Annotated in this window: 17 protein-coding genes and 1 pseudogene; 9 read left to right on the top strand and 9 right to left on the bottom strand. The window is 72.0% G+C overall.

Going from position 1 to position 24,547, the window contains the following annotated elements; all coding sequences use genetic code 11:
- Nucleotides 1-209 precede the first annotated feature (209 nt).
- Complete coding sequence (locus IE265_RS13645; RefSeq protein WP_190035781.1) at nucleotides 210-2,231, bottom strand: beta-galactosidase; 2,022 nt, start codon at nucleotides 2,229-2,231, stop codon at nucleotides 210-212.
- A gap of 198 nt (nucleotides 2,232-2,429) precedes the next feature.
- Here IE265_RS13645 and IE265_RS13640 point away from each other — a divergent pair, with 198 nt between their 5' ends.
- From IE265_RS13640 to IE265_RS13610, 7 genes are all read left to right on the top strand, one after another.
- Nucleotides 2,430-3,767, top strand: coding sequence for an ABC transporter substrate-binding protein (locus IE265_RS13640; RefSeq protein WP_190035780.1), 1,338 nt, complete (start codon nucleotides 2,430-2,432; stop codon nucleotides 3,765-3,767).
- Nucleotides 3,764-4,687 carry a carbohydrate ABC transporter permease gene (locus IE265_RS13635; protein ID WP_190035779.1) on the top strand — a complete coding sequence of 308 codons (924 nt, stop codon included), beginning with the start codon at nucleotides 3,764-3,766 and terminating at the stop codon, nucleotides 4,685-4,687. The genes IE265_RS13640 and IE265_RS13635 overlap by 4 nt, the downstream gene beginning before the upstream one ends.
- Nucleotides 4,684-5,589, top strand: coding sequence for a carbohydrate ABC transporter permease (locus tag IE265_RS13630; RefSeq protein ID WP_190035778.1), 906 nt, complete (start codon nucleotides 4,684-4,686; stop codon nucleotides 5,587-5,589). The genes IE265_RS13635 and IE265_RS13630 overlap by 4 nt, the downstream gene beginning before the upstream one ends.
- On the top strand, nucleotides 5,586-6,617 hold the full coding sequence (locus IE265_RS13625; RefSeq protein ID WP_190035777.1) for a LacI family DNA-binding transcriptional regulator: 1,032 nt from the start codon (nucleotides 5,586-5,588) through the stop codon (nucleotides 6,615-6,617). The genes IE265_RS13630 and IE265_RS13625 overlap by 4 nt, the downstream gene beginning before the upstream one ends.
- Nucleotides 6,618-7,038: 421 nt before the next feature.
- Complete coding sequence (locus IE265_RS13620; RefSeq protein WP_190035776.1) at nucleotides 7,039-7,620, top strand: TMEM165/GDT1 family protein; 582 nt, start codon at nucleotides 7,039-7,041, stop codon at nucleotides 7,618-7,620.
- Between the two features lie 195 nt (nucleotides 7,621-7,815).
- Entirely contained in the window at nucleotides 7,816-8,163 is a 348-nt protein-coding gene (locus tag IE265_RS13615; RefSeq protein WP_190035775.1) for a VOC family protein, read from the top strand.
- Nucleotides 8,164-8,447: 284 nt separating this feature from the next.
- Nucleotides 8,448-8,843, top strand: a complete 396-nt coding sequence (locus tag IE265_RS13610) for a MarR family winged helix-turn-helix transcriptional regulator (RefSeq protein ID WP_190035774.1) — start codon at nucleotides 8,448-8,450, stop codon at nucleotides 8,841-8,843.
- 103 nt (nucleotides 8,844-8,946) lie between these two features.
- Here IE265_RS13610 and IE265_RS13605 read toward each other — a convergent pair whose 3' ends face one another.
- Together IE265_RS13605 and IE265_RS13600 are read right to left on the bottom strand one after the other, a co-directional pair.
- Nucleotides 8,947-9,354 (bottom strand): SseB family protein, encoded by a 408-nt coding sequence (locus IE265_RS13605; RefSeq protein ID WP_190035773.1) that lies wholly within the window; start codon nucleotides 9,352-9,354, stop codon nucleotides 8,947-8,949.
- A gap of 231 nt (nucleotides 9,355-9,585) precedes the next feature.
- Complete coding sequence (locus IE265_RS13600) at nucleotides 9,586-12,561, bottom strand: carbohydrate binding domain-containing protein (RefSeq protein ID WP_190035772.1); 2,976 nt, start codon at nucleotides 12,559-12,561, stop codon at nucleotides 9,586-9,588.
- Nucleotides 12,562-12,793: 232 nt separating this feature from the next.
- Between IE265_RS13600 and IE265_RS13595 the strand changes: the two are divergent.
- Nucleotides 12,794-13,505, top strand: a pseudogene (locus IE265_RS13595) (alpha-L-fucosidase).
- A gap of 100 nt (nucleotides 13,506-13,605) precedes the next feature.
- Here the strand turns inward: IE265_RS13595 and IE265_RS13590 are convergent.
- Together IE265_RS13590 and IE265_RS13585 are read right to left on the bottom strand one after the other, a co-directional pair.
- Entirely contained in the window at nucleotides 13,606-15,825 is a 2,220-nt protein-coding gene (locus IE265_RS13590; protein ID WP_190035771.1) for an NADP-dependent isocitrate dehydrogenase, read from the bottom strand.
- Nucleotides 15,826-15,980: 155 nt separating this feature from the next.
- On the bottom strand, nucleotides 15,981-17,489 hold the full coding sequence (locus IE265_RS13585) for a hypothetical protein (RefSeq protein WP_229916170.1): 1,509 nt from the start codon (nucleotides 17,487-17,489) through the stop codon (nucleotides 15,981-15,983).
- A 433-nt stretch (nucleotides 17,490-17,922) separates the two neighbouring features.
- On the opposite strand from IE265_RS13585, the gene IE265_RS13580 reads away from it, so the two are divergent.
- Nucleotides 17,923-19,359: an MFS transporter gene (locus tag IE265_RS13580; RefSeq protein WP_190035770.1), complete on the top strand. Its 1,437-nt coding sequence runs from the start codon at nucleotides 17,923-17,925 to the stop codon at nucleotides 19,357-19,359.
- 93 nt (nucleotides 19,360-19,452) lie between these two features.
- Here the strand turns inward: IE265_RS13580 and IE265_RS13575 are convergent, their stop codons facing one another.
- From IE265_RS13575 to lnt, 4 genes are all read right to left on the bottom strand, one after another.
- Entirely contained in the window at nucleotides 19,453-21,378 is a 1,926-nt protein-coding gene (locus tag IE265_RS13575; RefSeq protein ID WP_190035769.1) for a helix-turn-helix domain-containing protein, read from the bottom strand.
- 58 nt (nucleotides 21,379-21,436) lie between these two features.
- Nucleotides 21,437-22,237, bottom strand: coding sequence for a 3-hydroxybutyrate dehydrogenase (locus tag IE265_RS13570; RefSeq protein WP_190035768.1), 801 nt, complete (start codon nucleotides 22,235-22,237; stop codon nucleotides 21,437-21,439).
- Nucleotides 22,238-22,297: 60 nt separating this feature from the next.
- Nucleotides 22,298-22,771 carry an NUDIX hydrolase gene (locus tag IE265_RS13565; RefSeq protein ID WP_190035767.1) on the bottom strand — a complete coding sequence of 158 codons (474 nt, stop codon included), beginning with the start codon at nucleotides 22,769-22,771 and terminating at the stop codon, nucleotides 22,298-22,300.
- Between the two features lie 67 nt (nucleotides 22,772-22,838).
- Nucleotides 22,839-24,452 carry an apolipoprotein N-acyltransferase gene (lnt, locus tag IE265_RS13560; protein ID WP_190035766.1) on the bottom strand — a complete coding sequence of 538 codons (1,614 nt, stop codon included), beginning with the start codon at nucleotides 24,450-24,452 and terminating at the stop codon, nucleotides 22,839-22,841.
- Nucleotides 24,453-24,547: the final 95 nt, after the last annotated feature.

The following is a 24,547-nucleotide window of genomic DNA, read 5'->3' as shown; positions in this document are numbered from 1 at the left end:
ACGGTCGCTGAGCGTTCGTCCCTTCGTACGGCCTCGGCCCGACCGCCCCGCCGTGCGACATGCGACCCGAACCGGGCGCCCCCGCTCGGCGCCCCCGCCCCACGGCCGGCCCGGTCGCCCGACGCGCGGCCCGGTCGCCCGACGCGCGACTCCCCCGCCCCGGGACGGATCAGCCGGCGGCATGACGAATCAGGCGCCGCCGGGACGGATCAGCCGTCGAGCCGCACGACCCGTACCGCGCCGGCGGGGACCGCGAGCCGTCCCGCCGCCCGTTCACCGGTGAGCAGTTCGGTGCCGTGTGCCTCGACCGGCACCTTCGCGTCGGTGGCGGAGTGGTTGATCACGAACAGGAAGGTGCCCGACTCGCCGCTGCGGCGGACCACTTCGACGTCGTGGGGCAGGTCGGCCCGCGGGGCGATCCGCGCGTCGTCGGTGGCCCAGCCGATCAGCGCGTCCAGACCCTGGCCGGTCAGGCGGGTGGACACGTACCAGGCCGAGCCCTCGCCCAGGCGGTGCCGGGTGACGGCCGGGTGGCCCGCGGTGAGCCCGTCCGCGTACGTCCACACGGTCTCGGCACCGCGCGGGACCACGAACTCGGTCCACACGTCACCGGACAGCTCGGAGCCGTCGGGGCCGGTGATGCGGACCCGTTCACCCGCGAGGAGCGGCGAGAACTCCTCGACGGTCAGGCCGAGTACGTCCCGCAGGGCACCGGGGCACGGGCCCTCGTGCACCGCGTCGTGCTCGTCGACGATTCCCGAGAAGTACGAGACGACCAGGGTGCCGCCGTTCTCGACGTAGGAGGTCAGGTTGCGGCCCGCGGCCCCGGTCATCAGATAGAGGGCGGGTACGACGACAAGGGGATAGGCCGACAAGTCGGCTTCCGGGTGGGCGAAGTCGACCGTGAGGTGGCGGTCGTAGAGCGCCTCGTAGAACGCGTCGGCGCGCTCCCTCGGGTCGTGGTCCTGGCTGGGGCGCCAGTCGAGGGTCTGCGCCCACCAGGAGTGCCAGTCCCACAGCACGGCGGCGTCGGCCCGCGTACGGGTGCCCTTCACCGCGCTCAACGAGGCGACGGACGAGCCGAGTTCGACGGTCTCCCGCCACACCCGCGAGTCCGTGCCCGCGTGCGGCAGCATCGCCGAGTGGAACTTCTCCGCGCCCCGCCGCGACTGCCGCCACTGGAAGAACATCGCGCCCTCGGACCCCCGGGCCACATGGGCGAGGGAGTTGCGGGCCATCTGGCCGGGCGCTTTCGCGGGGTTGCGTGGCTGCCAGTTGACGCCGGACGTGGAGTGCTCGAGCAGCAGCCAGGGCGCGCCGCCCGCGACGGAGCGGGTGAGGTCGGCGGCCATCGCCAGGTTCACGTGCGTACGGCGGCCGTCGGTGATCAGGTAGTGGTCGTTGGTGACGAGGTCGACCTCGCGGCCCCATGCCCAGTAGTCGACGGAGTCGCACTGGCTCAGGGCGGTCATGAAGTTCGTGGTGACCGGGACGCCCGGGGTCAGGCGGTGCAGGATGTCCCGCTCGGCGACGAAGTTCTCGCGCATGGTGGCGTCGGCGAACCTCCGGTAGTCCAGCGCCTGGGCGGGGTTGCCCACGGTCGGGGTCGTGCGGGGCGGGTTGATCTGGTCGAAGTCCGTGTATCGCTGGCCCCAGAAGTTCGTGCCCCAGGCCTCGTTGACCGCCTCGACGGTCCCGTACGTCCGGGCCAGCCAGCGGCGGAAGTACCCGGCGCAGCTCTCGCAGTAGCAGGCGGAGACCGGGACCCCGTACTCGTTGTGGACGTGCCAGAGCGCGAGAGCGGGATGGCCGGCGTACCGGGTGGCGAGGCGGGTCGTGATGTTCGCGGCGGCGGCCCGGTAGTCGGTGCTGCTGTGGCAGATGGCGCCCCGTGAGCCGAACGCGTGGCGGACGCCGTCGGCGGTGACCGGCAGCGCGTCGGGGTGGTCCCGGTAGAACCAGGCCGGCGGCGCCACCGTGGGGGTGCCGAGGTCGGCGCGGATGCCGTTCTCGTGCAGCAGGTCGAGCACCCGGTCGAGCCAGCCGAAGTCGTACGTTCCGGGCGTCGGTTCCAGCAGGGCCCAGGAGAAGATCCCGACGCTGACCATCGTGACGCCGGCCTCGCGCATCAGCCGGACGTCCTCGGGCCAGACGTTCTCCGGCCACTGCTCGGGGTTGTAGTCCCCGCCGAAGGCGAGCCCGGTGAGGCCCCTGGGGGTGGTCTCCGGCATGGATCTTCTCCTGGTCGATCGATCATTTCTGGCACGAGATTGGGAACGTGCACACACTGCACCGACGGCGCGAGCCCAACATAACCGCACAGCAACAACCATTGACAAGTGTCCGGGATGTTTCTCTACTGTGAACGCTCACAGAAGCATGGCAGGCCTCCGCGACAGGCGGGGACCCAGGTCAGGGGAGAAAGTTCCATGCCAAACACGAAGCTGCGCCGACTCCGCCGGTGGGGCGCCACCTCGGTCGCCGTCGCGCTCGGCACCACCGCGCTCGCCGCCTGCGGCTCCTCGGACGACTCCGAGGGCGAGGGCAAGGCCGAGTCCGGTCCGGTCTCGCTGACGTACTGGTCCTGGACGCCGGGCATGGACAAGGTCGCCGACCTGTGGAACGAGGGCCCGGGCAGGAAGGACCGCGTCACGGTCACGGTCAAGAAGCAGGCGTCCGGCGACACACTGGTCACCAAGATCCTCACCGCGCACAAGGCAAGGAAGGGCCCGGACCTGGTGCAGGCCGAGTACCAGGCCCTGCCGACGCTGGTCAGCAACGACGCGCTCGCCGACATAGCGGGCGAGGTCGACGGCGTGAAGGACAAGTTCGCCGAGGGGGTCTGGCAGCAGACGACGCTGGGGTCCGACGCGGTGTACGCGATCCCGCAGGACTCCGGGCCGATGATGTTCTACTACCGCGCCGACCTGTTCAAGAAGTACGGCCTCGAAGTCCCGACGACCTGGGAGCAGTTCGCCGACACGGCCCGCGCGCTGAAGAAGAAGTCGCCGGGCACGGACCTCACCACGTTCTCCGCCAACGACTCCGGTCTCTTCGCCGGTCTCGCGCAGCAGGCGGGCGCCAAGTGGTGGACGACCGAGGGCCAGAAGTGGAAGGTCGCCATCGACGACGCCCCGACCCGCAGGGTCGCCGACTTCTGGGGCGGTCTCGTCAAGGAGGGCGCGATCGACAACCAGCCGATGTACACCCCCGCCTGGAACAAGGCGCTGAACACCGGCAAGCAGATCGCCTGGGTCAGCGCCGTGTGGGCGCCCGGCACCCTGACCACCGCAGCCCCCGACACCAAGGGCAAGTGGGCCATGGCCCCGCTGCCGCAGTGGTCCGGCGGCGAGAACGTCACGGGCAGCTGGGGCGGTTCCTCCACCGCGGTCACCACGGACTCCCGGCACAAGGCGGCGGCGGCGAAGTTCGCCTCCTGGCTGAACACGGACCCCGAGGCGCTGACGGCGCTCGCCAAGGAGGGCGGCATCTATCCGGCCGCCACCACCGCGCAGACCAGTGACGCGTTCACCGAGCCCCCGGCCTACTTCGCCAACCAGCCCGACTTCTACACCCGGGCCGCCGACATCGCGAAGACGACCGCTCCCTCCGCCTGGGGCCCCAACGTGAACGTCGCCTACACCACGTTCAAGGACGCGTTCGCCTCGGCCGCCAAGAACAAGTCGGACTTCGGCGCCGCCCTGCGGACGATGCAGGACGACACCGTCGCCGACCTCGAGAAGCAGGGCTTCGAGGTCGCGGAGTGACGAGCGCACGCCGGAGGTCGTACGGGGTCAAGGGGGCCCCGTACGCCTTCCTCCTCCCCGCGGCGGTCCTCTTCGCCCTCTTCTTCGCGCTGCCCATCGGCTACGCGGTGTGGCTCAGCCTGCACAAGGTCCAGGTCAAGGGGCTCGGCCTGGGCGCGGGCGCGCGCTCCGAGGTCTGGGCGGGCCTGGAGAACTACGCCGACACGCTCTCCGACTCCGAACTGCTGGACGGCGCCCTGCGCGTGCTCGGCTACGGGGCCCTCGTGATTCCGGTGATGCTCGGGCTGGCCCTGGTGTTCGCGCTGATGCTGGACACCGAGCGCGTCCGCCTCGCGCCTTTCACCCGCCTCGCGATCTTCCTGCCGTACGCGGTCCCGGGCGTCGTCGCGGCGATGCTGTGGGGCTTCCTGTACCTGCCCGACGTCAGCCCCTTCCACTTCGTGCTCGACCGGCTGGGCCTGCCGCAGCCGGACCTGCTCGACGGCGGGCCGCTGTACATCGCGCTCTCCAACATCGCCGTCTGGGGCGGCACGGGCTTCAACATGATCGTCATCTACACCTCGCTGCGGGCGATTCCCGCCGAGGTGTACGAGGCCGCGCGGCTGGACGGTGCCACACCGCTCCAGATCGCGGTCAGGATCAAGATCCCGATGGTGGCGCCCTCGCTGGTGCTGACCTTCTTCTTCTCGATCATCGCGACGCTCCAGGTGTTCAGCGAGCCGACCACCCTCAAGCCCCTCACCAACTCCGTCTCCACCACGTGGAGTCCGCTGATGAAGGTGTACCAGGACGCCTTCGGCAAGGGCGACATCCACTCGGCGGCGGCGACCGCCGTGGTCATCGCGTTCGTCACGCTGCTCCTGTCCTTCGGCTTCCTGCGGGCCGCGAACTCCCGTAACAAGCAGGAGGCAGCACGATGAGTTCCCTCGCCGTCCGCAAGGCGGCCCCGGCAGCGGGCACCGCGCGGGGCACCGTCCCGGGGCCGGCGCCGCGCCGCCGGACCGCCCTCGTACCGACCCTCGCCCTGCTGATCGGCGCCGCCTACTGCCTGCTGCCGGTGGCCTGGGTGGTGATCGCGGCGACCAAGTCGGGCAGTGAGCTGTTCTCGACGTTCACGTTCCTGCCGGGCACGGGCCTCACCGAGAACCTCAAGGACCTCCACGCCTACCGTGACGGCGTGTACTGGAAGTGGATGGGCAACTCCGCCCTCTACGCCGGGCTCGGCGCGCTCCTGTCGGCCGCGGTCTCCGCGATCAGCGGCTACGCGCTGGCGATCTACCGCTTCCGCGGCCGCGAGACCGTCTTCAACATCCTCATGGCGGGCGTGCTGATGCCGCCGGTGATCCTGGCCGTGCCGCAGTACCTGCTGATGGCCGAGGCCGACCTCACCGACTCGTACGTGTCCGTGCTGCTGCCGCTGGTCCTCTCCCCGTACGGCGTCTACCTCGCGCGGATCTACGCGGCCGCGGCGGTGCCCTCCGACGTCGTGGAGGCCGGGAGGATGGACGGGGCGAGCGAGCTGCGGATCTTCACCCGGATCGCGCTGCCGATGATGGTGCCCGGACTGGTGACCGTCTTCCTGTTCCAGTTCGTGGCCGTCTGGAACAACTTCCTGCTGCCGTACATCATGCTCAGCGACGACGAGAAGTTCCCGATCACCCTGGGGCTGTTCACCCTGCTCGAACAGGGCTCCAACACCCCCGCCCTCTACACGCTGGTGATCACGGGTGCGCTGCTCGCGGTGGTCCCGCTGGTCGCGCTCTTCCTGGTCATCCAGCGGTTCTGGAGTCTGGATCTGCTGTCGGGAGCCGTAAAGTCGTGACCATGAGCCATTCGGGGGGCCGGCGCCGACCGCCGACGATTCACGACGTCGCACGCGAGGCGGGAGTCTCCCGGGGGACCGTGTCACGGGTGCTGAACGGCGGGCACTACGTGAGCCCCGCCGCGCAGGAGGCCGTGAACGCCGCGATCCGCAGGACGGGCTATGTCGTGAACCGGCACGCCCGCTCCCTGATCACCGGCCGCTCGGACTCGATCGGCTTCCTGCTGACGGAACCCCAGGAGCGGTTCTTCGAGGACCCGAACTTCAACGTCCTGCTGCGCGGCTGCACCCAGGCGCTGGCGGCGCACGACATCCCGCTGCTGCTGATGCTCGCCGGCACCGAGGACGAGCGGCGCCGCATCACGCGCTACATCACGGCGGGCCATGTCGACGGGGTGCTGCTGGTCTCCAGCCACTCCGGGGACCCCGTGGCCGAGCAGCTCCGCGAGGCCGGCGTGCCGCTGGTGATGTGCGGCAAGCCCATCGGCGTCGGGTCGAAGGTGAGCTACGTCGCCGCCGACGACCGCGACGGCGCCCGGGACATGGTGCGCCACCTGGTGTCTTTGGGACGGCGGCGGGTGGGCGTGGTGACCGGCCCGCTGGACACGCCGGGCGGGGTCGAGCGGCTCGCGGGCTACCGGGAGGTGCTGGCCGAGGCGGGCATCGCGTACGACGAGCGGCTCGTCGTGCCCGGCGACTACAGCAGGGCCAGTGGCGAGGCGGGCGCCGAGCTGCTGCTGAGCCGGGTGCCCGACCTGGACGCGGTGTTCGTCGCCTCGGACCTGATGGCCCAGGGCGTCCTCACCGCGCTCCACCGGGCCGGTCGCGAAGTCCCGCGGGACGTCGCGGTGGGCGGCTTCGACGACTCCCCGGCGGCGGTCGCGTCGACGCCCGCCCTCACCACGATCCGCCAGCCCTGGGACCGCATCAGCTCCGAGATGGTCCGCGTCCTGCTCGCGCAGATCGGCGGGGACGACCAGTCGGCGGTGATCCTGCCCACGGAACTGGTCAGGCGCGGGTCGACCTGAGGGAGAGGTCCGCACGGACCGGCGGCGGGCCGGGCTCCCGGCTCCGGCGGGCCCGCCCGTACGGGGTCGGCGGTCTCGGCACTCGGCGCTCAGCGCTCAGCAGTGTCGCGGTGTCGCGGTGTCGTCGGTCACCGTCTCGTACGTGCATGCGACGCCCATGCACGTGGCCTGTACACTGAGTGGCTGCGAAGGGGAGTAGTCCTGCGAACCGGTCGTCGACACACTGGAGCCCTCGGGTTCCCGGTGGCCGGGTCCACGTGGTCATGCGATCACGGGGCGGACGAGACCTTCGGCCAGGCATCGCCGTGCCCGCATCCCGTGCGGGCACCCGTCATGCCGGGCCGATCGGTTCTCCCGTCGCCCCGACCGAGGGCGCTTCGCGAAGATCCGGGGGCCCGGCTCCTAGAGAAAGCCACCCGGAATGCACCTCGACCCCCTGGCGATCCTCACCGCCTTCGGGCTGATCTTCCTCGCCGAGCTTCCCGACAAGACCATGTTCGCGTCGCTGGCCATGGGCACCCGTATGCGGCCGCTGTACGTGTGGTTCGGCACCTCCACCGCGTTCATCGTGCACGTCGCGATCGCCGTCGGCGCGGGCAGCCTCATCGGAATGCTGCCCGACTGGACCGTCAAGACGGTCTCCGCGGCACTGTTCGCGTTCGGCGCCTTCATGCTGCTGCGCGGCGGTGACGACGACGAGGAGGACGAGGGCGGCCGGACCGTGACCGGCTTCTGGCCCGTATACACGACCGCGTTCATGGCGGTCTTCATCAGCGAGTGGGGCGATCTGACCCAGATCACGACCGCCAACCTGGCGGCCACGAACGGCGTCGCGTCGGTGGCCGTCGGCTCCGCCGCCGCGCTCATGTCGGTCTCGGCGCTCGCGCTGCTGGCCGGGCGGTTCATCGCCAAGCGGGTCCCGCTCAAGACGGTCCAGCGCGTCGGCGGACTCTGCATGCTCGGGCTCGCGGTGTGGTCCGTCGTGGAGATCTTCACGGGCTGACCCACGGGCCGCGGCGGACCGGTCCCGCGCAGCCGCCGGGCGCCTGCGGGACGGAGGAGGGTCCACCCCGTCGACCGGTCAGGATTCGAGAAGCGGACCGGGGCCACCCGGACATAGCGTGATTCCACCGGTACAGGACCGGCACGAATCCGGCGGGAGCCCGCCGGTGGAATCGACCGCACAAGGGAGCCCGCCATGTCCGAACGCCTCGAAACGATCACGTATCCCGTGAAGGACCTCGCGGCGGCGAAGTCGCTCTTCGGGGCGCTCCTGGGCGTCGAGCCGTACGTGGACGAGGTGTACTACGTCGGCTTCCGGGCGCCCGGCCACCCGGAGCTGGGGCTCGACCCGAACGGCCACGCCAAGGGGCTGACGGGACCCGTCCCGTACTGGCGCGTCACCGACGTCCGGGCGAGCCTCGCGGAACTGGTCGACGCCGGAGCCGAGGTGGTCCAGGACGTCCAGGACGTGGGCGGCGGCAAGCTGATCGCCTCCGTGCGGGACGCGAACGGCAACGACATCGGCCTGACCCAGGAGCCCTGAGCGGACGCCGGCGACAGGGCCCCGGCCCACGCCCGGGCCCGTGCGACCGCCCTGGTCCGCCCTCGTCCGCCCGTGACGGCGCCCCCGGGGGCGGAGGTCCGGGCTCGGACCTCCGCCCCCGGTTGGGCTCCCACCGTCCGTGCCCGGTGGGAGCCGGCGTCCGTGCCCGGTGGGCGCCCACACGTCCGTGCCCGGTGGGCCCCGGCGTCCGCCGTGGGCGAACCGCATGCAACTGCACTAGTTGCACACTCAACAAATGCACCCGTCTCTGTTACCGTGCGGACATGGCAGCAGAGAAGACCGCTCCCCGCCTGGAGGAGCAGTGGCGGGGCATCCTCGCGGTGCACGCACGCACGATGTGCGAGATCGATCGCGAGCTGCACCCGTACGGTCTGGGCGCCAGCGACTTCGAGGTGCTCGACATCCTCGCGACCGACACGGCCGCCGGCCCCGACGAGCTGTGCCGTGTGCAGAACATCGCCGACCGCGTCCATCTGAGCCAGAGCGCCCTGTCCCGCCTCATCGGGCGCCTGGAGAAGGACGGCCTCGTCGAGCGGAGCACCTGCCTGGAGGACCGCCGCGGGGTGTGGGTGGCGCTGACCGGAAAGGGCCGCGACCTGTACGCCGAGGTGCGCCCGCTCCAGCGCGGAGTCCTCGCGCGCACCCTCACCGACGGCTGAGAACCGGCCGCGCCTGCGGGTAGGGGGCGCTCCACGCGCGCGGGCCCGGCCGCTCCCCTCCTGGACCTCGCGGCCGGGCCCGGACTCGTCGGCGCGGTTCGGATCAGCCCTGCGGCCGCGCCAACAAGGTGCGTACTCCCCGCGAGTCCAGCGTCAGCCCGTGCGGGGAGCTGGCGTCGATGGTCAGGGAGAGGTCTCCGGTGGGCCACTGGGCGGCGAGGACACCGAGCGGCACCAGGCGGTAGCGCGAGACGGTGGGCAGCAGTTCGGCCATCCGCGACTCCGAGGTGAACACCGGTACCAGGGGCTCGCGTCCGGGCTGCTCCAGGACGGGCAGCGCGACGAGGGCGGGATCGGCCACCGCCTCGTCCTGGGCGTCCTCCGGCACCGGGACCAGTACGTCGGAGCCGGCCAGGGTGTCCAGCGCCGCGGCGTCCTCGGTGTTCTCGGTCAGGGCGGTCAGCGCGCGCTGGGCCTCGGCGGTGGCGCTGTCGTTCGAGGGCATCTGCATGGCACATCCCGGCGTAGTGGCGAAAAACGGCCGCCCGGAACGGTTCGCGAACCGGGCGCGACTGCTCGCGTACCCGACGAGGGCCGCGCCATGCCCGTCCCGTGCCCACGGAACACCCGGCGACCGGCCGTCCCGCGGCACGCCGCCGGAAGGGCTCGGGACGCACACCGGTCCCGGGCCGCGTGTGCGGTCCGGGACCGGGTTCGTGCCGGTTGAGGCTTGCCGGGCGGGCTACTTCAGGTACGGGCCGTCGGCGCCGATCCTCCCGGGACCGTTCAGCACGTACACGCGCAGGTTGCCCTTGCCGGGCGCCGCCACCGCGAGCGTGCCGTTCGAGACGGTCCTCACGTCACCGGTGACGGCGTCCCTGTAGGTGCCGTTCGGGATGCCCGTGTACGTGGCGCCTCCCGTGACCGTGACCAGGGCGAAGCTGTCCGTCGCGCCACTGGTGTAGCGGCGCTTGAACGCCATGCCCCCGCTGATGCCCTCGGTCGAGTACTGCCCCGACTGGAGCGCCGGGACGGCCCTGCGGATCTGGTTGAGCCGCTGGAGGTGCCTGGCCAGCGGCTGTGCCAGGGTGTTCGCGACCTCGCCGCTCGCCGAGTCCGCCTTGCCGAACTCCGAGGCCGTGACGCTGCCGGCGACATGGGCTCCGTAGTACGCGCGCCCGGTCGTGGCCAGCGGGCAGGTGGGCCCGCAGTCGATCTTCCGGCCCTTCTGGAACTCGATCTCCGAGCCGTAGTACAGGGTCGGGATGCCGCGGAACGTCCACATCAGCGACATGTTCTCGGCCCAGGCGTCGGTGCCGCCGGAGTAGCGCTCGCTGCTCTTGTTGGGCCCGTAGTCGTGGCTGTCGACGTAGACGACGTTGTACGTGGCGTCGTTGACGCTGTCGTCGGAGTCCTTGCCGTTGCCGTAGGCGTTCTGCGCGTCACCGAAGTTCATGTGCATCCGCATGTCGATGATGTGCATTCCGGAGAACCGGCTGTGGTCCGGCGTGTGGTAACTGTTGCCGTTCAGAAAGGCGTTGGACGAGGTCGGCTGGTTCCCGGTGCCCTGGTCGTTCTCGTAGGTGAACTGTTCGAGGGCCGCCGCCCCGTCGTCGGCGCTGTACTCCTTGCGCTCCTTCCAGGTGTAGAACTGCGCGGAGTGGTTGACCGAGCCGCGGTTCCACTTGTCGTTCACGAAGGCCGCGACCTCGCCGAAGACGAAGAAGTTCTTCGCCGCCTCGGCGCCGAACCTCTGTGTGACGCGCTCCTGGATCGCCGGCAGGAAGCGGCGGTTCCAGGTGACCCGCGGGATGTGCACGGCCGTGTCGACCCGGAAGCCGTCCACTCCCATGTCGATGTACTTGTTGTAGGCGCCGATCAGATGGTTCTGGACCGTGGTGTTCTCGGTGTTGAGGTCGGCCAGGTCCTCGTGCAGCCAGCAGGAACGCGCGTCCTCACCCTCCCAGTTGCCGATCCAGCACTGGTGGTAGTACGCCTTGGGGAACATGCCCGAGGTCGGGCTCGGCCACTGGCAGTTGTAGAGCGTGTAGCCCTCGGCGCTCTTCCCGCCCGTGGGCCTGCCCCAGTTGAGGCAGGTGTTGCCGGAGGGCTCGGCGGTCGACCACAGGTCGCCGTTGTAGTACGACTTCCCGGACTTGGGCTCGACGGTCAGCCCGTCGTACTCGAAGCCGTCGTTCTTCTCGTCGTAGTACCAGATCCACTGGGAGTCGCGGACGCCGTAGACCTTGGGCGTGGCCAGTCCCTTGGCGCCCCAGCGCGAGCTGTGGTTGTAGACGACGTCCTGGTAGATCTTCATGCCCTTGGCGTGCGCCGCGTTGATGAGGTCCTGGTACGAGGCTCCCGCCGACTCCAGGCGCGGGTCGACCTTGTAGAAGTCGTAGCCGTGGTAGCCGTGGTAGTCGTAGTCCGAGCGGTTGAGCACCACCGGGGTCACCCAGACCGCGGAGAAACCCAGCGCCTTGATGTAGTCGAGCTTCTGGACCAGGCCCTTGAAGTCCCCCCGGAACATGGGGTCGTCGTTGGCCGCGTTCCCCGACTTGGTGTGCTGGCTGCCGCCCCGGTTGTTGGAGCTGTCGCCGTCGTGGAACCGGGCGGTGAGGACGAAGTAGATGGGGTCCTTGCGGGGGTCGGTGCCCAGGGGTGTGCCGGCGGCGGGCTCGGGGGCCTTGTCACCGGTCGTCGCGGTGGCCCCGGCGGAGGCGGGCGAGGCGTTGCCCGCGGCGTCGAGCGCCCTCACCGTGTACGTGTAGGCGGTCCTCTCCTCAAGTCCCGTGTCGGAGAAGACCGTCGAGCCGATGTCGGTGACGACCGTGCCCCTGGTCCCGCCGGTGCGGGTGACCTGGTACTTGGCCACTCCGGTGTCGTCGGTCGACGCGTGCCAGCTCAGCACGATCGAGGTGTGGTCGGCGCTCGCGGTGACCCCGGTGGGCGCGGTCGGCGCCCGGGTGTCCGGCTCCTCGGCCGCGCACGGGTCCTCGGCGTCCCTGGTGACCGTGCGGTCCTTCACCGTGGTGGTGCCGGTGGTGAGCGCGTAGTCGGCGCTGTTGTTGTTGTCCCAGACGCCGTTGCCGTTGTTGAAGGCAGCTTTCAGCGAGGTGGCGGTCCCGATGTCCAGCGTCCGCTTCCACCAGCCCGTGCAGGCGCTCTCCATGCCGACGCCGGGTGACGCCGTCCAGGTGCCGCCGGCCGGGGCGTAGTGGATGTTGGCCGTGGTCCAGCCGGTGGTCGCCGTGGAGTAGTAGACGGTGGCCTTGTTGCCCTCGACGGGTTCCGTGCCGGCGCAGGGGTCGCTGTGGGCCACCACGCCGTCCTTCACGGTGATGCTGCCCGTGCCGAGGGCGTAGTCGGCACCGCCGTTGTTGTCCCAGGTGCCGCTGCCGTTGTTGAAGGTGGCGGTCAGACCGGAGGCCGATCCCAGATCGACGGTCTTCTTGACCCAGTCCGTGCAGGCCGCCTCCATCGCCGTGCCCGGCACGGTGGTCCACGCGCCGCCGTCGGGGGCGTAGTGCAGATGGGTGGAGGCCCAGTTCTTGGTCTTCGTGTAGTAGAAGACGGTTGCCGAGTTCGCCTCGGCCGCGGCCTTCTCCACGGGGAGCGCGCCCACATCGGGCGACAGCGGTCCGAGCAGCCCCGCCACCGCGACGAACGCCACGAGCGGGCGCCGCAACGGGCGTGGGCAGGGGAATGTGCGTCTCATCGGGTCTCCAATGCGGGCCGCGGGGAGGGGAGTTGCCCTGCAAGAAAATCCAGCAACTTCCTGAAAGCCCTTGCAGCGCGGAAGCTACAGGTACATGACAGCCACGTAAAGACATGTGACAGGGCGCGGAAATCCACCGCGGAACGAACCAGTGGCCGGGTGGACCGGAAGTCGGCGACCCGCGCCGCCCCGGCCGGCCGGGCGCGTCCGGCGCGCTCGCCGGCGTGGGCGCATGCCGATGCAACCGTGGTTCCCCGAGGCCAAGTTGGGCGTCTTCATCCACTACGGCGTCCACGCCGTGGGCGGAGCGGCCGAGTTGTGGTCCTTCCACACCGGCGAGATGACGCACCAGCGGTACATGAGCCGGCTCGACGGCTTCACCGCGTCGCGCCACGACCCCGACTCCTGGGCCGAGCCGTTCGCCCGCGTGGGCGCCCGGTACGCGGTGCTCACCGCACGCCACCACGACGGTGTCGCCCTGTGGGACAACGGCCACAGCCCATCGGCGCGGGCGGCAATCTGCTGCTCGGCGCCGGTCCGCGGGAGGACGGCACGATCCCCGCGGAGCAGATCGAGCGCATGGAGGGCCTCGGGGCGTGGATCGCCACTCCCCCGCGGTGTACGGCACGGGCGCGGGCCTGCCCGCCGGGCACCACTACGGGCCGAGCACGCTCTCCGCCGACCGGCGCACCCGGTACCTGATGTGCTTCGACGCCCCGCGCGGCAGTGTCGCGGTTCGGGGCCTGCGCAACCGCGTACGGCGGGCCACGGTCCTCGGCACCGGCGTGGAACTGGACCACCACGTGACCGGCGGGCTCCACACGGTTCCCGGCGTGACGTGGATCGACACGCCCTCGGCGGGCGACGTCGACGAGTACGCGACGGTACCGGCCCTCGAACTCGAAGGGGAGCTGGACGTGTACACCGGGACGGGACGTCCGTGACGGCGCGGCACCGGGTCCCGGACCGGCCCGGAGCCCGGGAAACGAACCGCCCCGGCCGACGGAGGCGTCGGCCGGGGCGGCTCCTGGTGCGGTGTCCTCGTCAGGCGAGCGTCGCGATCGCCTGGTTGAAGGTCGCCGACGGGCGCATCACGGCCGAGGCCTTGGCCGCGTCCGGCTGGTAGTAGCCGCCGATCTCGGCCGGGGAGCCCTGCACCGCGATCAGCTCGTCGACGATGGTCTGCTCCTGCGCGGTGAGCGTCTCCGCGAGCGGGGCGAACACCTTGGCGAGCGCCGCGTCGTCGGTCTGGCTCGCCAGCTCCTGGGCCCAGTACAGGGACAGGAAGAAGTGGCTGCCGCGGTTGTCGATGCCACCGAGACGACGGCTCGGCGACTTGTCGTGCTCCAGGAACGTGGCGGTCGCGCGGTCCAGGGTGTCCGCGAGCACCTGGGCGCGCGGGTTGTCCGTGGTCTGCGCGAGGTGCTCGAAGCTGGACGCCAGCGCGAGGAACTCGCCCAGGCTGTCCCAGCGCAGGTAGTTCTCCTTGACGAGCTGCTGCACGTGCTTCGGCGCGGAGCCGCCGGCGCCCGTCTCGAAGAGGCCGCCGCCGTTCATCAGCGGGACGATCGAGAGCATCTTGGCGCTGGTGCCCAGCTCCAGGATCGGGAACAGGTCGGTCAGGTAGTCGCGCAGCACGTTGCCGGTGACCGAGATCGTGTTCTCGCCGCGGCGGATGCGCTCCACCGAGAGCCTGGTCGCCTCGACCGGGGACAGGACACGGATGTCCAGGCCCTCGGTGTCGTGCTCCGGAAGGTACCGCTCGACCTTCTTGATGAGCTCGGCGTCGTGGGCGCGGCTCTCGTCCAGCCAGAACACGGCCGGGTCGCCGGTCGCGCGGGCGCGGGTGACGGCCAGCTTGACCCAGTCCCGGATCGGGTCGTCCTTGGTCTGGCAGGCGCGGAAGATGTCGCCGGCGGAGACGGCCTGCTCCAGGACGACGTCACCGGCCTGGTCCACCAGGCGGACGGTGCCGGTGACCGGGATCTCGAAGGTCTTGTCGTGGCTGCCGTACTCCTCGGCCTTCTGCGCCATGAGGCCGACGTTCGGGACCGAGCCCATCGTCGACGGGTCGAAGGCGCCGTTGGCGCGGCAGTCGTCGATGACGACCTGGTACACGCCGGAGTAGCTGCTGTCCGGCAGGACCGCGAGGGTGTCGGCCTCCTGGCCGTCGGGGCCCCACATGTGGCCGGAGGTGCGGATCATCGCCGGCATGGAGGCGTCGACGATGACGTCCGAGGGGACGTGCAGGTTGGTGATGCCCTTGTCGGAGTCCACCATGGCCAGCTCGGGGCCCTCGGCCAGCTCCGCGTCGAAGGACGCCCTGATCGCGGCACCGTCGGCCAGCGACTCCAGGCCCTTGTGGATGCCGCCCAGACCGTCGTTCGGGGTCAGGCCGGCCGCGGCGAGGGTCTCGCCGTACTGCGCGAACGTCTTCGGGAAGAAGGCGCGCACCACGTGGCCGAAGACGATCGGGTCGGAGACCTTCATCATCGTGGCCTTGAGGTGCACCGAGAACAGCACGCCGTCGGCCTTGGCCCTGGCGATCTGGGCCGTGAGGAACTCGCGCAGGGCGGCCACACGCATGACGGACGCGTCGACGACCTCGCCCGCGAGGACGGGTACGGACTCGCGCAGCACGGTGGTGGTGCCGTCGTCGCCCACGAGCTCGATGCGCAGGGAGCCGGCCTCGGTGACGACGGCCGACTTCTCCGTGGAGCGGAAGTCGTCCACGCCCATGGTCGCGACGTCGGTCTTCGACTCGGGGCTCCAGGCGCCCATGCGGTGCGGGTGGGCCTTGGCGTAGTTCTTGACCGACGCGGGGGCGCGGCGGTCGGAGTTGCCCTCGCGCAGCACCGGGTTCACGGCGCTGCCCTTGACCTTGTCGTAGCGGGCGCGGATGTCGCGCTCCTCGTCGGACTTCGGGTCGTCCGGGTAGGCCGGCAGGGCGTAGCCCTGGGCCTGCAGCTCGGCGACCGCGGCCTTGAGCTGGGGGATCGAGGCCGAGATGTTCGGCAGCTTGATGATGTTGGCCTCGGGCGTCTTGGCCAGCTCACCCAGCTCGGCGAGCGCGTCCGGAATGCGCTGGCCCTCCTCCAGGTACTCGGGGAAGAGGGCGATGATCCGCCCCGCCAGCGAGATGTCACGGGTTTCCACAGTGACACCGGCCTGCGACGCGTAGGCCTGGACCACCGGCAAGAACGAATGCGTCGCCAGGGCCGGGGCCTCGTCAGTGTGCGTATAGATGATGGTCGAGTCAGTCACCGGGTGCTCCGCTCCACGTCTGCAACATTGCTCGACATCAAGATATCTCGTGATCGGGTCCGACCGGACAGGAGGCCGCACAAGTCCGCCACCGACCGGTCCCGGGCGCGTCCCGTCCCCGGTAGCCCCGATAGCCCCGGGGGACCCGGTGGCGCTCACCCGTCACGGGCCTCGCGCGCGGAGGGGGCGATGTGCGCGCGGAGGGCGCCCGCGCGGTGGGTCTCCCAGGTGCGGGCGAAAGCGGGCGGCGGGACCCCGGGCGCGGTGAGGGCGGCGACCGGTTGTCGCCGGGCCTCACGCACGATGTCCTGCCGGGTCCCGTTGGCGTTGTGGCCGCGGCTCTGCACGGCGCGGCACCCGGTGTAGTAGGCGATCGGGAGCGCCAGCCTGCCGGTCAGCACACAGGGCGGCCGTACGCCGAGGCGGTGCAGGGTCGCCGCGGTGCGGGCCCAGTCCCGGTGCGAGGCGGTGGTGCGCTCCACGGCGCCGTGGAGCACGGCGTACTGCGCGGTCAGGTGGCCGGCGAGACCGAGCGCCACCAGGACCGCGCCCACCGGACGGCGTGCGCGTACCGAGGAGGCCACCAGACTGGTGAGCGCGTAGGCGGCGGGGACGGCGAGCAGGGCGTAGAAGGCCAGCAGGAAGCGCGGCGCGGCGTACCCGATCATGAACAGGTACGGGATGCCCGCCGTCGTGGCGCAGGCGAGGGGCAGGAGTGCGGCCGGCCCCCGCCCCGCCCTGACCGCGAGCACCGTCCCGAGCAGGGCGAGCAGCGGCAGGACGAACCACCACGCGATCACCCACGCGTCCGGGACCGATCCGTCGCACGGGCGGCACAGACTGCGTCCGGCGAGGGTGCGCAACTGGTCCTTCACGGCGATGTTCCAGCCCAGTCCGCCCTGGATCGCGGAGGCGTCGGCGAGCCGCGCGCGGGGGCCGCCGTGCGTGGCGTACGCCTCGGCGATCCACTGGGCCGCGCCGGCGCCGAGTCCGAGGACCAGGGCCGCCGGCAGGGCGGGGCGGCGGCGCTCCCGCGCGCGCACCAGCAGGGCGAACAGCGGAAGGGTGATCCAGACCGCGTCGGCCGGCCGCATCAGCGCCATCAGTGCCGCGCTCGCGCCCACTCCCCACAGCGCGGCGCGGTCGCGGTGGTCGGCCCGGGCCCTCAGGAAGCATCCGACGGCCGCAAGGGCGCCGAGGGCGACCCAGAGGTTGGGCATGGCCTGCGGGCCGTAGAAGACGGTCACCCACAGGGTGGCGAACAGCGCGCCCGCGCCGGCCGTCACCCGCACGGGGAGGACGCCGCGCCAGGCCCGCAGGGCCAGCAGGAGGCCGAGTCCGGACAGCAGGGCCAAGTAGGTCCTCAGCAGGGGGGTCGACGAGGACCAGGAGGCGATCGGCGCGACCAGCAGGGAGACGCCCCGGGACCGCGGGGCGCTGAAGAACGCCGCCGGGCTGTGGCCGCTGACCTGGCTGACGTACACGGTCTCGTCCCAGCCGAGACCCATCCCCGGTCCTACGAGCGCCAGTTGGACGACGGCGAAGGCTCCCGCCACCAGCACGAGCGGCCGGTCGGGGCCCCACCAGCGCCGCTCGGGACGGGCGGCCGCGGGGCCGTCCCGCCGTTCGGCACCGGCCGGTGGGGCGTTCAGGGTCCTGGCCATCGTCCACCCTTCGCCCCGTGAGCGGCACGGGCTCTCCCGCCCTGAGGGGGCGCCAGGAAGGAGAGCGGATCAGACAAAACACGGACAAATTACCGCGAACCCGAGGTGAAAGGGGGGAGGAGAGCGCCTGCACGCCGCGGCGGTCCCGGCATCCGCATGCACCCCGGGGAGTTCCGCGGGGCCGGTGACGGCGGGCTCCGGACGCCGCCCGGACACGACTTCCCCGCGCACCGGTCCGCGCGGACCCGTCAGCGCCTCCCGCGAGCCCGCGCCCGTGCGGAAGGTGTGGGGCCGGGTGTGCGACGGGGTGTGGGGGCAACATGCACACTCTGCGGCCGAACTATGGTGTCCCACCACATGTGCGCTCGACGCTCGGGTTTCTAGGTTGTGCCGACACGTAACCGTCCCCACCGAACACCCGGAAGTGGTGCACATGGCCTCCGCAGCAGCCGCTCCCCCGTCGCCGCCGGCGCCCTCGAACCTCCGCCGCATCGTCGCCGCGAGCCTCGTCGGCACCACCATCGAGTGGTACGACTTCTTCCTCTACGGATCGGCCGCGGCGCTCGTCTTCAACGAGCTGTTCTTCCCCGGCTCCGACCCCCTCGTCGGCACCCTCCTGTCCTTCCTGACGTACGCCGTCGGGTTCGCTGCCCGGCCCCTGGGCGCCCTGGTCTTCGGGCACTACGGCGACCGGCTCGGACGCAAGAAGCTGCTGGTCCTGAGTCTGCTCCTGATGGGCGGGGCGACCTTCGCGATCGGCCTGCTGCCCACCCACGCGGCCATCGGCTCGGCGGCCCCGGTCCTGCTGACCGTGCTTCGCCTGGTGCAGGGGTTCGCGCTGGGCGGCGAGTGGGGCGGCGCCGTCCTGCTCGTGTCCGAGCACGGTGACGCGCGCCGGCGCGGATTCTGGGCCTCGTGGCCGCAGACCGGCGCCCCCGCCGGACAACTGCTCGCGACGGGCGTGCTGTCGCTGCTCACCGCCGTGCTCTCGGACGCCGCCTTCACCTCGTGGGGCTGGCGCATCCCGTTCCTGCTGTCCGGCGTCCTGGTGATCGTCGGTCTGTGGATCCGCCTGTCCGTCGACGAGTCCCCGGTCTTCAAGGAGGCGCTCGCCCAGGCGGAGTCGCGCAGGGCGGCGGCCGACGCTCCCGCCGAGAAGCTGCCGCTGGTGGACGTGCTGCGCCACCACTGGCGCGACGTGCTGGTCGCGATGGGCGCCCGTATGGCGGAGAACATCAGCTACTACGTGATCACCGCCTTCATCCTCGTCTACGCGACCACGTCGGTCGGCCTGTCCAAGCAGACCGCCCTCAACGCCGTGCTGGTCGCGTCCGCCGTGCACTTCGCCGTGATCCCGTTCTGGGGCGCCCTGTCGGACCGCGTCGGACGGCGGCCTGTCTACCTGTTCGGCGCGGCCGGTGTGGGCCTGTGGATGTTCCCGTTCTTCTCGCTCATCGACACGGGGAGTTTCGGCAACCTGCTCCTCGCGGTGACCGTGGGCCTGGTCCTGCACGGGGCCATGTACGCGCCCCAGGCGGCCTTCTTCTCCGAGATGTTCGCGACCCGGATGCGCTACTCGGGCGCCTCGATCGGCGCGCAGTTCTCCTCGGTGGCGGCCGGCGCTCCCGCCCCGCTCATCGCGACCGCCCTGCTGGCCGAGTACGACAGCTCCACCCCGATCGCCCTGTACGTGATCGGAGCGGCCGTGCTCACCCTGATCGCGGTGGGCGTGGCGAAGGAGACCCGGCACCGCGACCTCGCCGACGTGACGGCCGGGTCCCGGCGGGGCTCCGAGCCCGCCGGGAGCACCGCGCACACCGCGGACGCCGCCGGGGAGCGCGCCACCCCGACGGACGCCCACACCGTCTGAGCCCACGGCCCGGACCGGCCCCCGTACGCGCGTGTCGCGCACGGGGGCCGCCGCCGCTCCACCCCCGTGCTCCCGGGTCGGGCCTCGCGTCGCTCAGTGGTGGCCGCTGGACGCCAACCGGTGCAGCCGCAGGGCGAGCTGGATCTCCAGCGCGCGGGCGGGACTCTGCCAGTCGGGGCCGAGCAGCCTGCCGACCCGCTCCAGCCGCTGGGCCACCGTGTTCACGTGGACGTGCAGCGCGTCCTTCGTCCGCGCCGGACTCATCCCGCAGGCGAAGTACGCGTCGAGGGTGCGCAGCAGATCGGTGCCGCGCTTCTCGTCGTACGTGACGACCTCGCCGATGGTGCGCCCGACGAAGCCCGGCACGTCACGGCTTCCCGCGAGGAGCAGCCCGAGGAAGCCGAAGTCCTCCGCCGCGGCGCCGTCGCCCGCCCGGCCGAGCAGCCGCAGCGCGTCCAGGCAGCGCTGTCCCTCCGCATAGGCCTCGGCCACCGCGTCCGGGCGGGCGGCGAGTCCGTGCAGCGGCGCGGAGGCGCCGACCGTCACCGCCTCGTGGACGGCCGTGCCCAGCTCCCGGGCGGTGCGGCGGGCCAGCCCGGTGGCCGTGTCGCCGGGTCCCAGGGGCAGCAGGAGCACGGTGCCCCCGTCGCGCGCGGCGGCCAGCCCGTGCCGCGTCGCGGCGAGGTGGGACGCGGCGGACCACAGCCGGCGGCGGGCCTCGGCCTCCTGGTCGGCGTCGGCCGCCGTGGCGTCCAGGCGGCCGGCCAGCACCACATGGGTGGCGTCGAGGTCGGCGTCCAGGCGGGCGGCGCGCTCGCGCAGCAGCCGCGGGTCCCGGTCGCGGGCGTCGAGGAGGTCGTCCAGCAACTCGCCGCGCACGCGCTGTTCGGCCTCGGAGGCCGAGCGGCGGGCGAGCAGGAGCAGCGAGGTGACCATCGCGGCCCGCTCCAGGGTGCGCTGGTCGACGGGGTCCAGGCCCGGCTGGCCCCGGAGTACGAGCGCGCCGAGCAGTTCGCCGCCGGCCGCGACGGCGGCGACCCAGTCCTCGCCGTGCCGGACCGCGTGGCCCTCGGCGCGCGACGCTTCCAGGGCGCCGTCCGGTGCGTCGGCCGCGTCGGCGAACCGCACGCTGCCGTCCAGGACCTGGGAGACCGCAGAAGACACGTCGTGGACGCCGCCGCCCCGCAGCACCAGTTCCGCGAGCCGGTCGTGCACGTCGGAGGCGCGCTCGATCACTCCGCTCCGGTCCCGGATGATCTCGTTGGCCCGCTCCAGACCCGCCAGTGCCTCCCGGGTCTCCGTGAGGAGATTCGCGGTGTCGATGGCGGCCGCCGCCAGGGCCGCGAAGGAGCCGAGCAGCGCGATCTCCTCGCGCTCGAAGACCCGCGCCCGGCGGTCGGCGGCGAACAGGACGCCGATGACGTGCGGTCCGAGCATCAGGGGGACGCCGAGGATCGCCACGAGGCCCTCGTCGCGCACGCCGGCGTCGATGGTCCGGGTGTGCTGGAAGCGGTCGTCCCTGAAGTAGTCGTCGGTCACGTAGGGGCGGGCCGTCTGGGCGACGAGTCCGCCGAGCCCCTCCCCCATGCCGAGGCGCAGTTGCTGGAAGCGCGCCGCGACCGAGCCCTCGGTGACCCGCATGTACGTGTCGCCCCTGGCCGGGTCGTTGAGGCTGAGGTAGGCGATGTCCGTGCTGAGCAGGGAGCGGGCGCGCTGCACGATGGCCTGGAGCACGGCGTCCAGGTCGCGCAGTCCCGCGAGGTCGTGGGCCGTCTCGAAGAGCGCGGACAGCTCGGCCTCGCGGCGTCGGCGGCCCTCCATCTCGGAGCGCACGCGCAGCGCGAGCACCTTGGCGTGCTCCAGGGCGGCGACCCGGCCGGGCGGCAGCCCCTCGGCGCGGGCCAGCAGCACCGGCTGCTCGTACGCGTCGGCGGACGCGCCCCGGGCCAGCAGCTCCAGGAACGGCGCCTCGGCGCCCGGTGCGGAGCGCTCGGCGGACGGCATGTGATCGCGAGACATGTCCACCAGGATTACCCGTCGCACCGACATCCTGACCAGCCCTGTGGACGACCCGTGCTCAGTGCGCGGTCCAGCCGCCGTCGAGCACCAGGGAGGTCCCGGTGACGAAGGACGCGGAGGGACCGCACAGGTACGCCACGGCCTCGGCGACCTCGTGCGGTTCGATGAGCCGCTTGAGGGCGCTGTCCTGGAGCAACACCTCGGTCAGCACCCGCTCCCTGGGGATGCCGTGGGCGGCCGCCTGGTCGGCGAGCTGCCTCTCCACCAGGGGGGTGCGCACATAGGCGGGGTTCACGCAGTTCGAGGTGACCCCGTGGGGGGCGCCTTCCAGCGCGGCCGTCTTGGACAGTCCCTCCAGTCCGTGCTTGGCCGCCACGTACGCCGACTTGAACGCGGAGGCGCGCAGTCCGTGGACGGAGGACACGTTGACGATGCGGCCCCAGCCCTGTCCGTACATGTGGGGCAGCGCCCCGCGGATGAGCCGGAACGGGGCCTCCAGCATCACGGTGAGGACGGTGTGGAAGGTGTCGGGCGGGAACTCCTCGATGGGGCGCACGAGCTGGAGTCCCGCGTTGTTGACGAGGACGTCGGTGCCCGCGGCGGCCGATTCGGCGGCGTCCAGGTCCGTGAGGTCGAGCACGTGCGGTTCGACCGTGCCGGGCAGGCCCGCGGACTGTTCGGCGAGCTCCTCCAGTCCCCGGGCGTCCCGGTCGACCGCCCGGACCTTCGCCCCGGCGGCGGCCAGCCGCAGCGCGCACGCGCGGCCGATGCCTCCTGCGGCTCCGGTGACGAGGGCGGTGCGGCCGCCCAGGTCGAGGGACGGGGTGGAAGGGCCTGCGAGGGCGCCGGGCGCGGTCATGCCCCGACCCTAGGCAGCGGCACTCCCTCGACCGATGTGGTCGGCACCCACACTTGCGACTCAGGACATGGGGTCGAACCACGTGGGTTCGTCGGACAGCGCCTGCTTGATCCGGAACAGCGCGAACTCGTTCAGCTCCGGGAGCGCGTCGAGCGGGAACCAGCCCACCTCCAGCGACTCGTCGTCGTTGACGCGCGCCTCGCCGCCGACGGCCCGGCAGCGGAAGGTGATGTCCATGTACTGGCATGTGTCGCCGTTGTCGTAGGTGACCGGCTCCAGTGCCTGCACCAGCACGACCCGCTCGACGACGCAGCGCACCGCCGTCTCCTCAAAGACCTCCCGCACGGCGCAGGCCGCGGGCTGCTCGCCCGGGTCGGGGATGCCTCCGACCACCGCCCACTTCCGGGTGTCGGTACGGCGGCCCAGCAGCACTCTGTCCGCGTCGTCGAAGACGAGTGCGGTGACTCCGGGGAGCCAGAGGAGCTGCCGGCCCGCGGTGGCCCGGAGTGTTCGGATGAAGTCGGGAGTAGCCATGGACCGACCCTAACCGGCCCGGTTCCCGCCCTTCGAGCGGCGTGGGCCGCGCACGGCGGGCGTACGGCTACAGGTCACCGGCGCGCCGGCCGCGCACCGCCGCGGCCGCCGCCCAGCCGAGGCCGCCCGCCGCGACCAGCACCAGGAGCATCTCCGGGGCGATGCCGAACCGGGTGGCCGGCGTCTCGGAGCTGCGCAGCGGCACCTCCTGGACGAGCGAGTCGGCCACGAACATCCCGGTGTGCCGGGTGATCCGGCCGTCCGGCATGATCACGGCGCTGACGCCGCTGGTCACCGGCACGGTGACGGTGCGGCTGTGCTCGACGGCGCGGATCCGGGACATGGCGAGCTGCTGGTACGTCATCTCGCTGCGGTCGAAGGTGGCGTTGTTGCTCGGCACGGAGATCAGCTGGGCGCCGTGGGTGACGGTGTCGCGCACGGCCCAGTCGAAGGCCGCCTCGTAGCAGGTGGCGAGTCCGACCTTCGTCCCCGCCATGCGGAAGACGCCCGGCTCGCTGCCCCGGCTGAAGTCCTGGTGGACCATGGAGGTCCACTCCCCGTTGATGGCGCCGATGAGCGAGCGCATGGGGAGGTACTCGCCGAACGGCTGGACCTGGCGCTTGTCGTAGGTGGCGCCGGGCCCCTTCTCCGGGTCCCAGAGGATCTGCTCGTTGTAGAGCCTGCCGTTCCGCTCGACGACGGCGCCGACCGAGATCGGCGCGCCGATGGCCTTGGCGGCCCCGTCGATCACGGCGTAGGCGTCCGGGTTGCCGAACGGGTCGATGTCGGAGGAGTTCTCCGGCCACAGGACGAAGTCCGGCCGCGCGACCTTCCCGGCCCGCACCTCGGCTGCCAGGCGCTCGGTCTCCCGCACGTGGTGGTCGAGCACGGCGCGCCGCTGGGCGTTGAAGTCGAGGCCCGCGCGCGGCACGTTGCCCTGGATGACGGCGACCGTCGCGGTGCCGTTCTCGGCCTTGTCGGAGACGAGCGGCCGCGCGGCGAGGGCGCCGGCCAGGGGCAGGAGCAGGGCGAGCAGCGCCGCGACCGCGGGCCCGCGCCGCACGGCGCCGGTGCGCCGTCCCTCCACGGCCTGCCGCACGACCTCGTACAGGCCGAAGCCGCACAGGACGACCGCGAAGCCGAGGACGGGGGTGCCGCCGACCGCGGCGAGCGGCAGGAACACGCCGTCCGCCTGGCCGAAGGCGATCTTGCCCCAGGGGAAGCCGCCGAACGGCGCACGCGCGCGTGCCGCCTCCGCGGCCACCCACAGGGCGGCGGCCCAGAAAGGCGAGCCGGGCAGCTTCGACACGGCGGCGACGCCCACCGCGGTCAGGGCGACGAACACCGCTTCGATGACGACCAGCGCCAGCCACGGTCCGGGGCCGACCTCCACGCCCGTCCACACGAGGAGCGGGAGCAGGAAGCCGAGGCCGAACACGTATCCGAGTCCGAGCGCCGCCTTCCAGGAGCGGCCCCGCAGGCACCAGGCGAATCCGGCGAAGGCGGGCAGGGCCAGCCACCACAGGGTGCGGGGCGGGAAGCTCACGTAGAGCAGCACACCGGAGAGTGCCGCGGCGGCGGCCGGGACGAGCCCGCGTGCCAGCCGCGCCCCGCGCGACAGGGGCCGGGCCTGCGGTTCGAGCTGATCCGGCTCGTCTACGGAGGTTGCTGTGGCGGTCACTCCCGGAGTGTACGGCGCGTGACGGCGGCACCGACAGCGAGGCCCTCGCCGCCCGGGCCGCCCGTCCCGCTCCCCCGCCGCATCGTTTCTGCGCA

Origin of the sequence: Streptomyces fructofermentans (assembly GCF_014651055.1) — a bacterium.
Classification (GTDB): Bacteria; Actinomycetota; Actinomycetes; order Streptomycetales; family Streptomycetaceae; genus Streptomyces; species Streptomyces fructofermentans.
The sequence above is the reverse complement of the archived record's forward strand: the minus strand, read 5'-3'. Positions and strand labels throughout refer to the sequence as shown.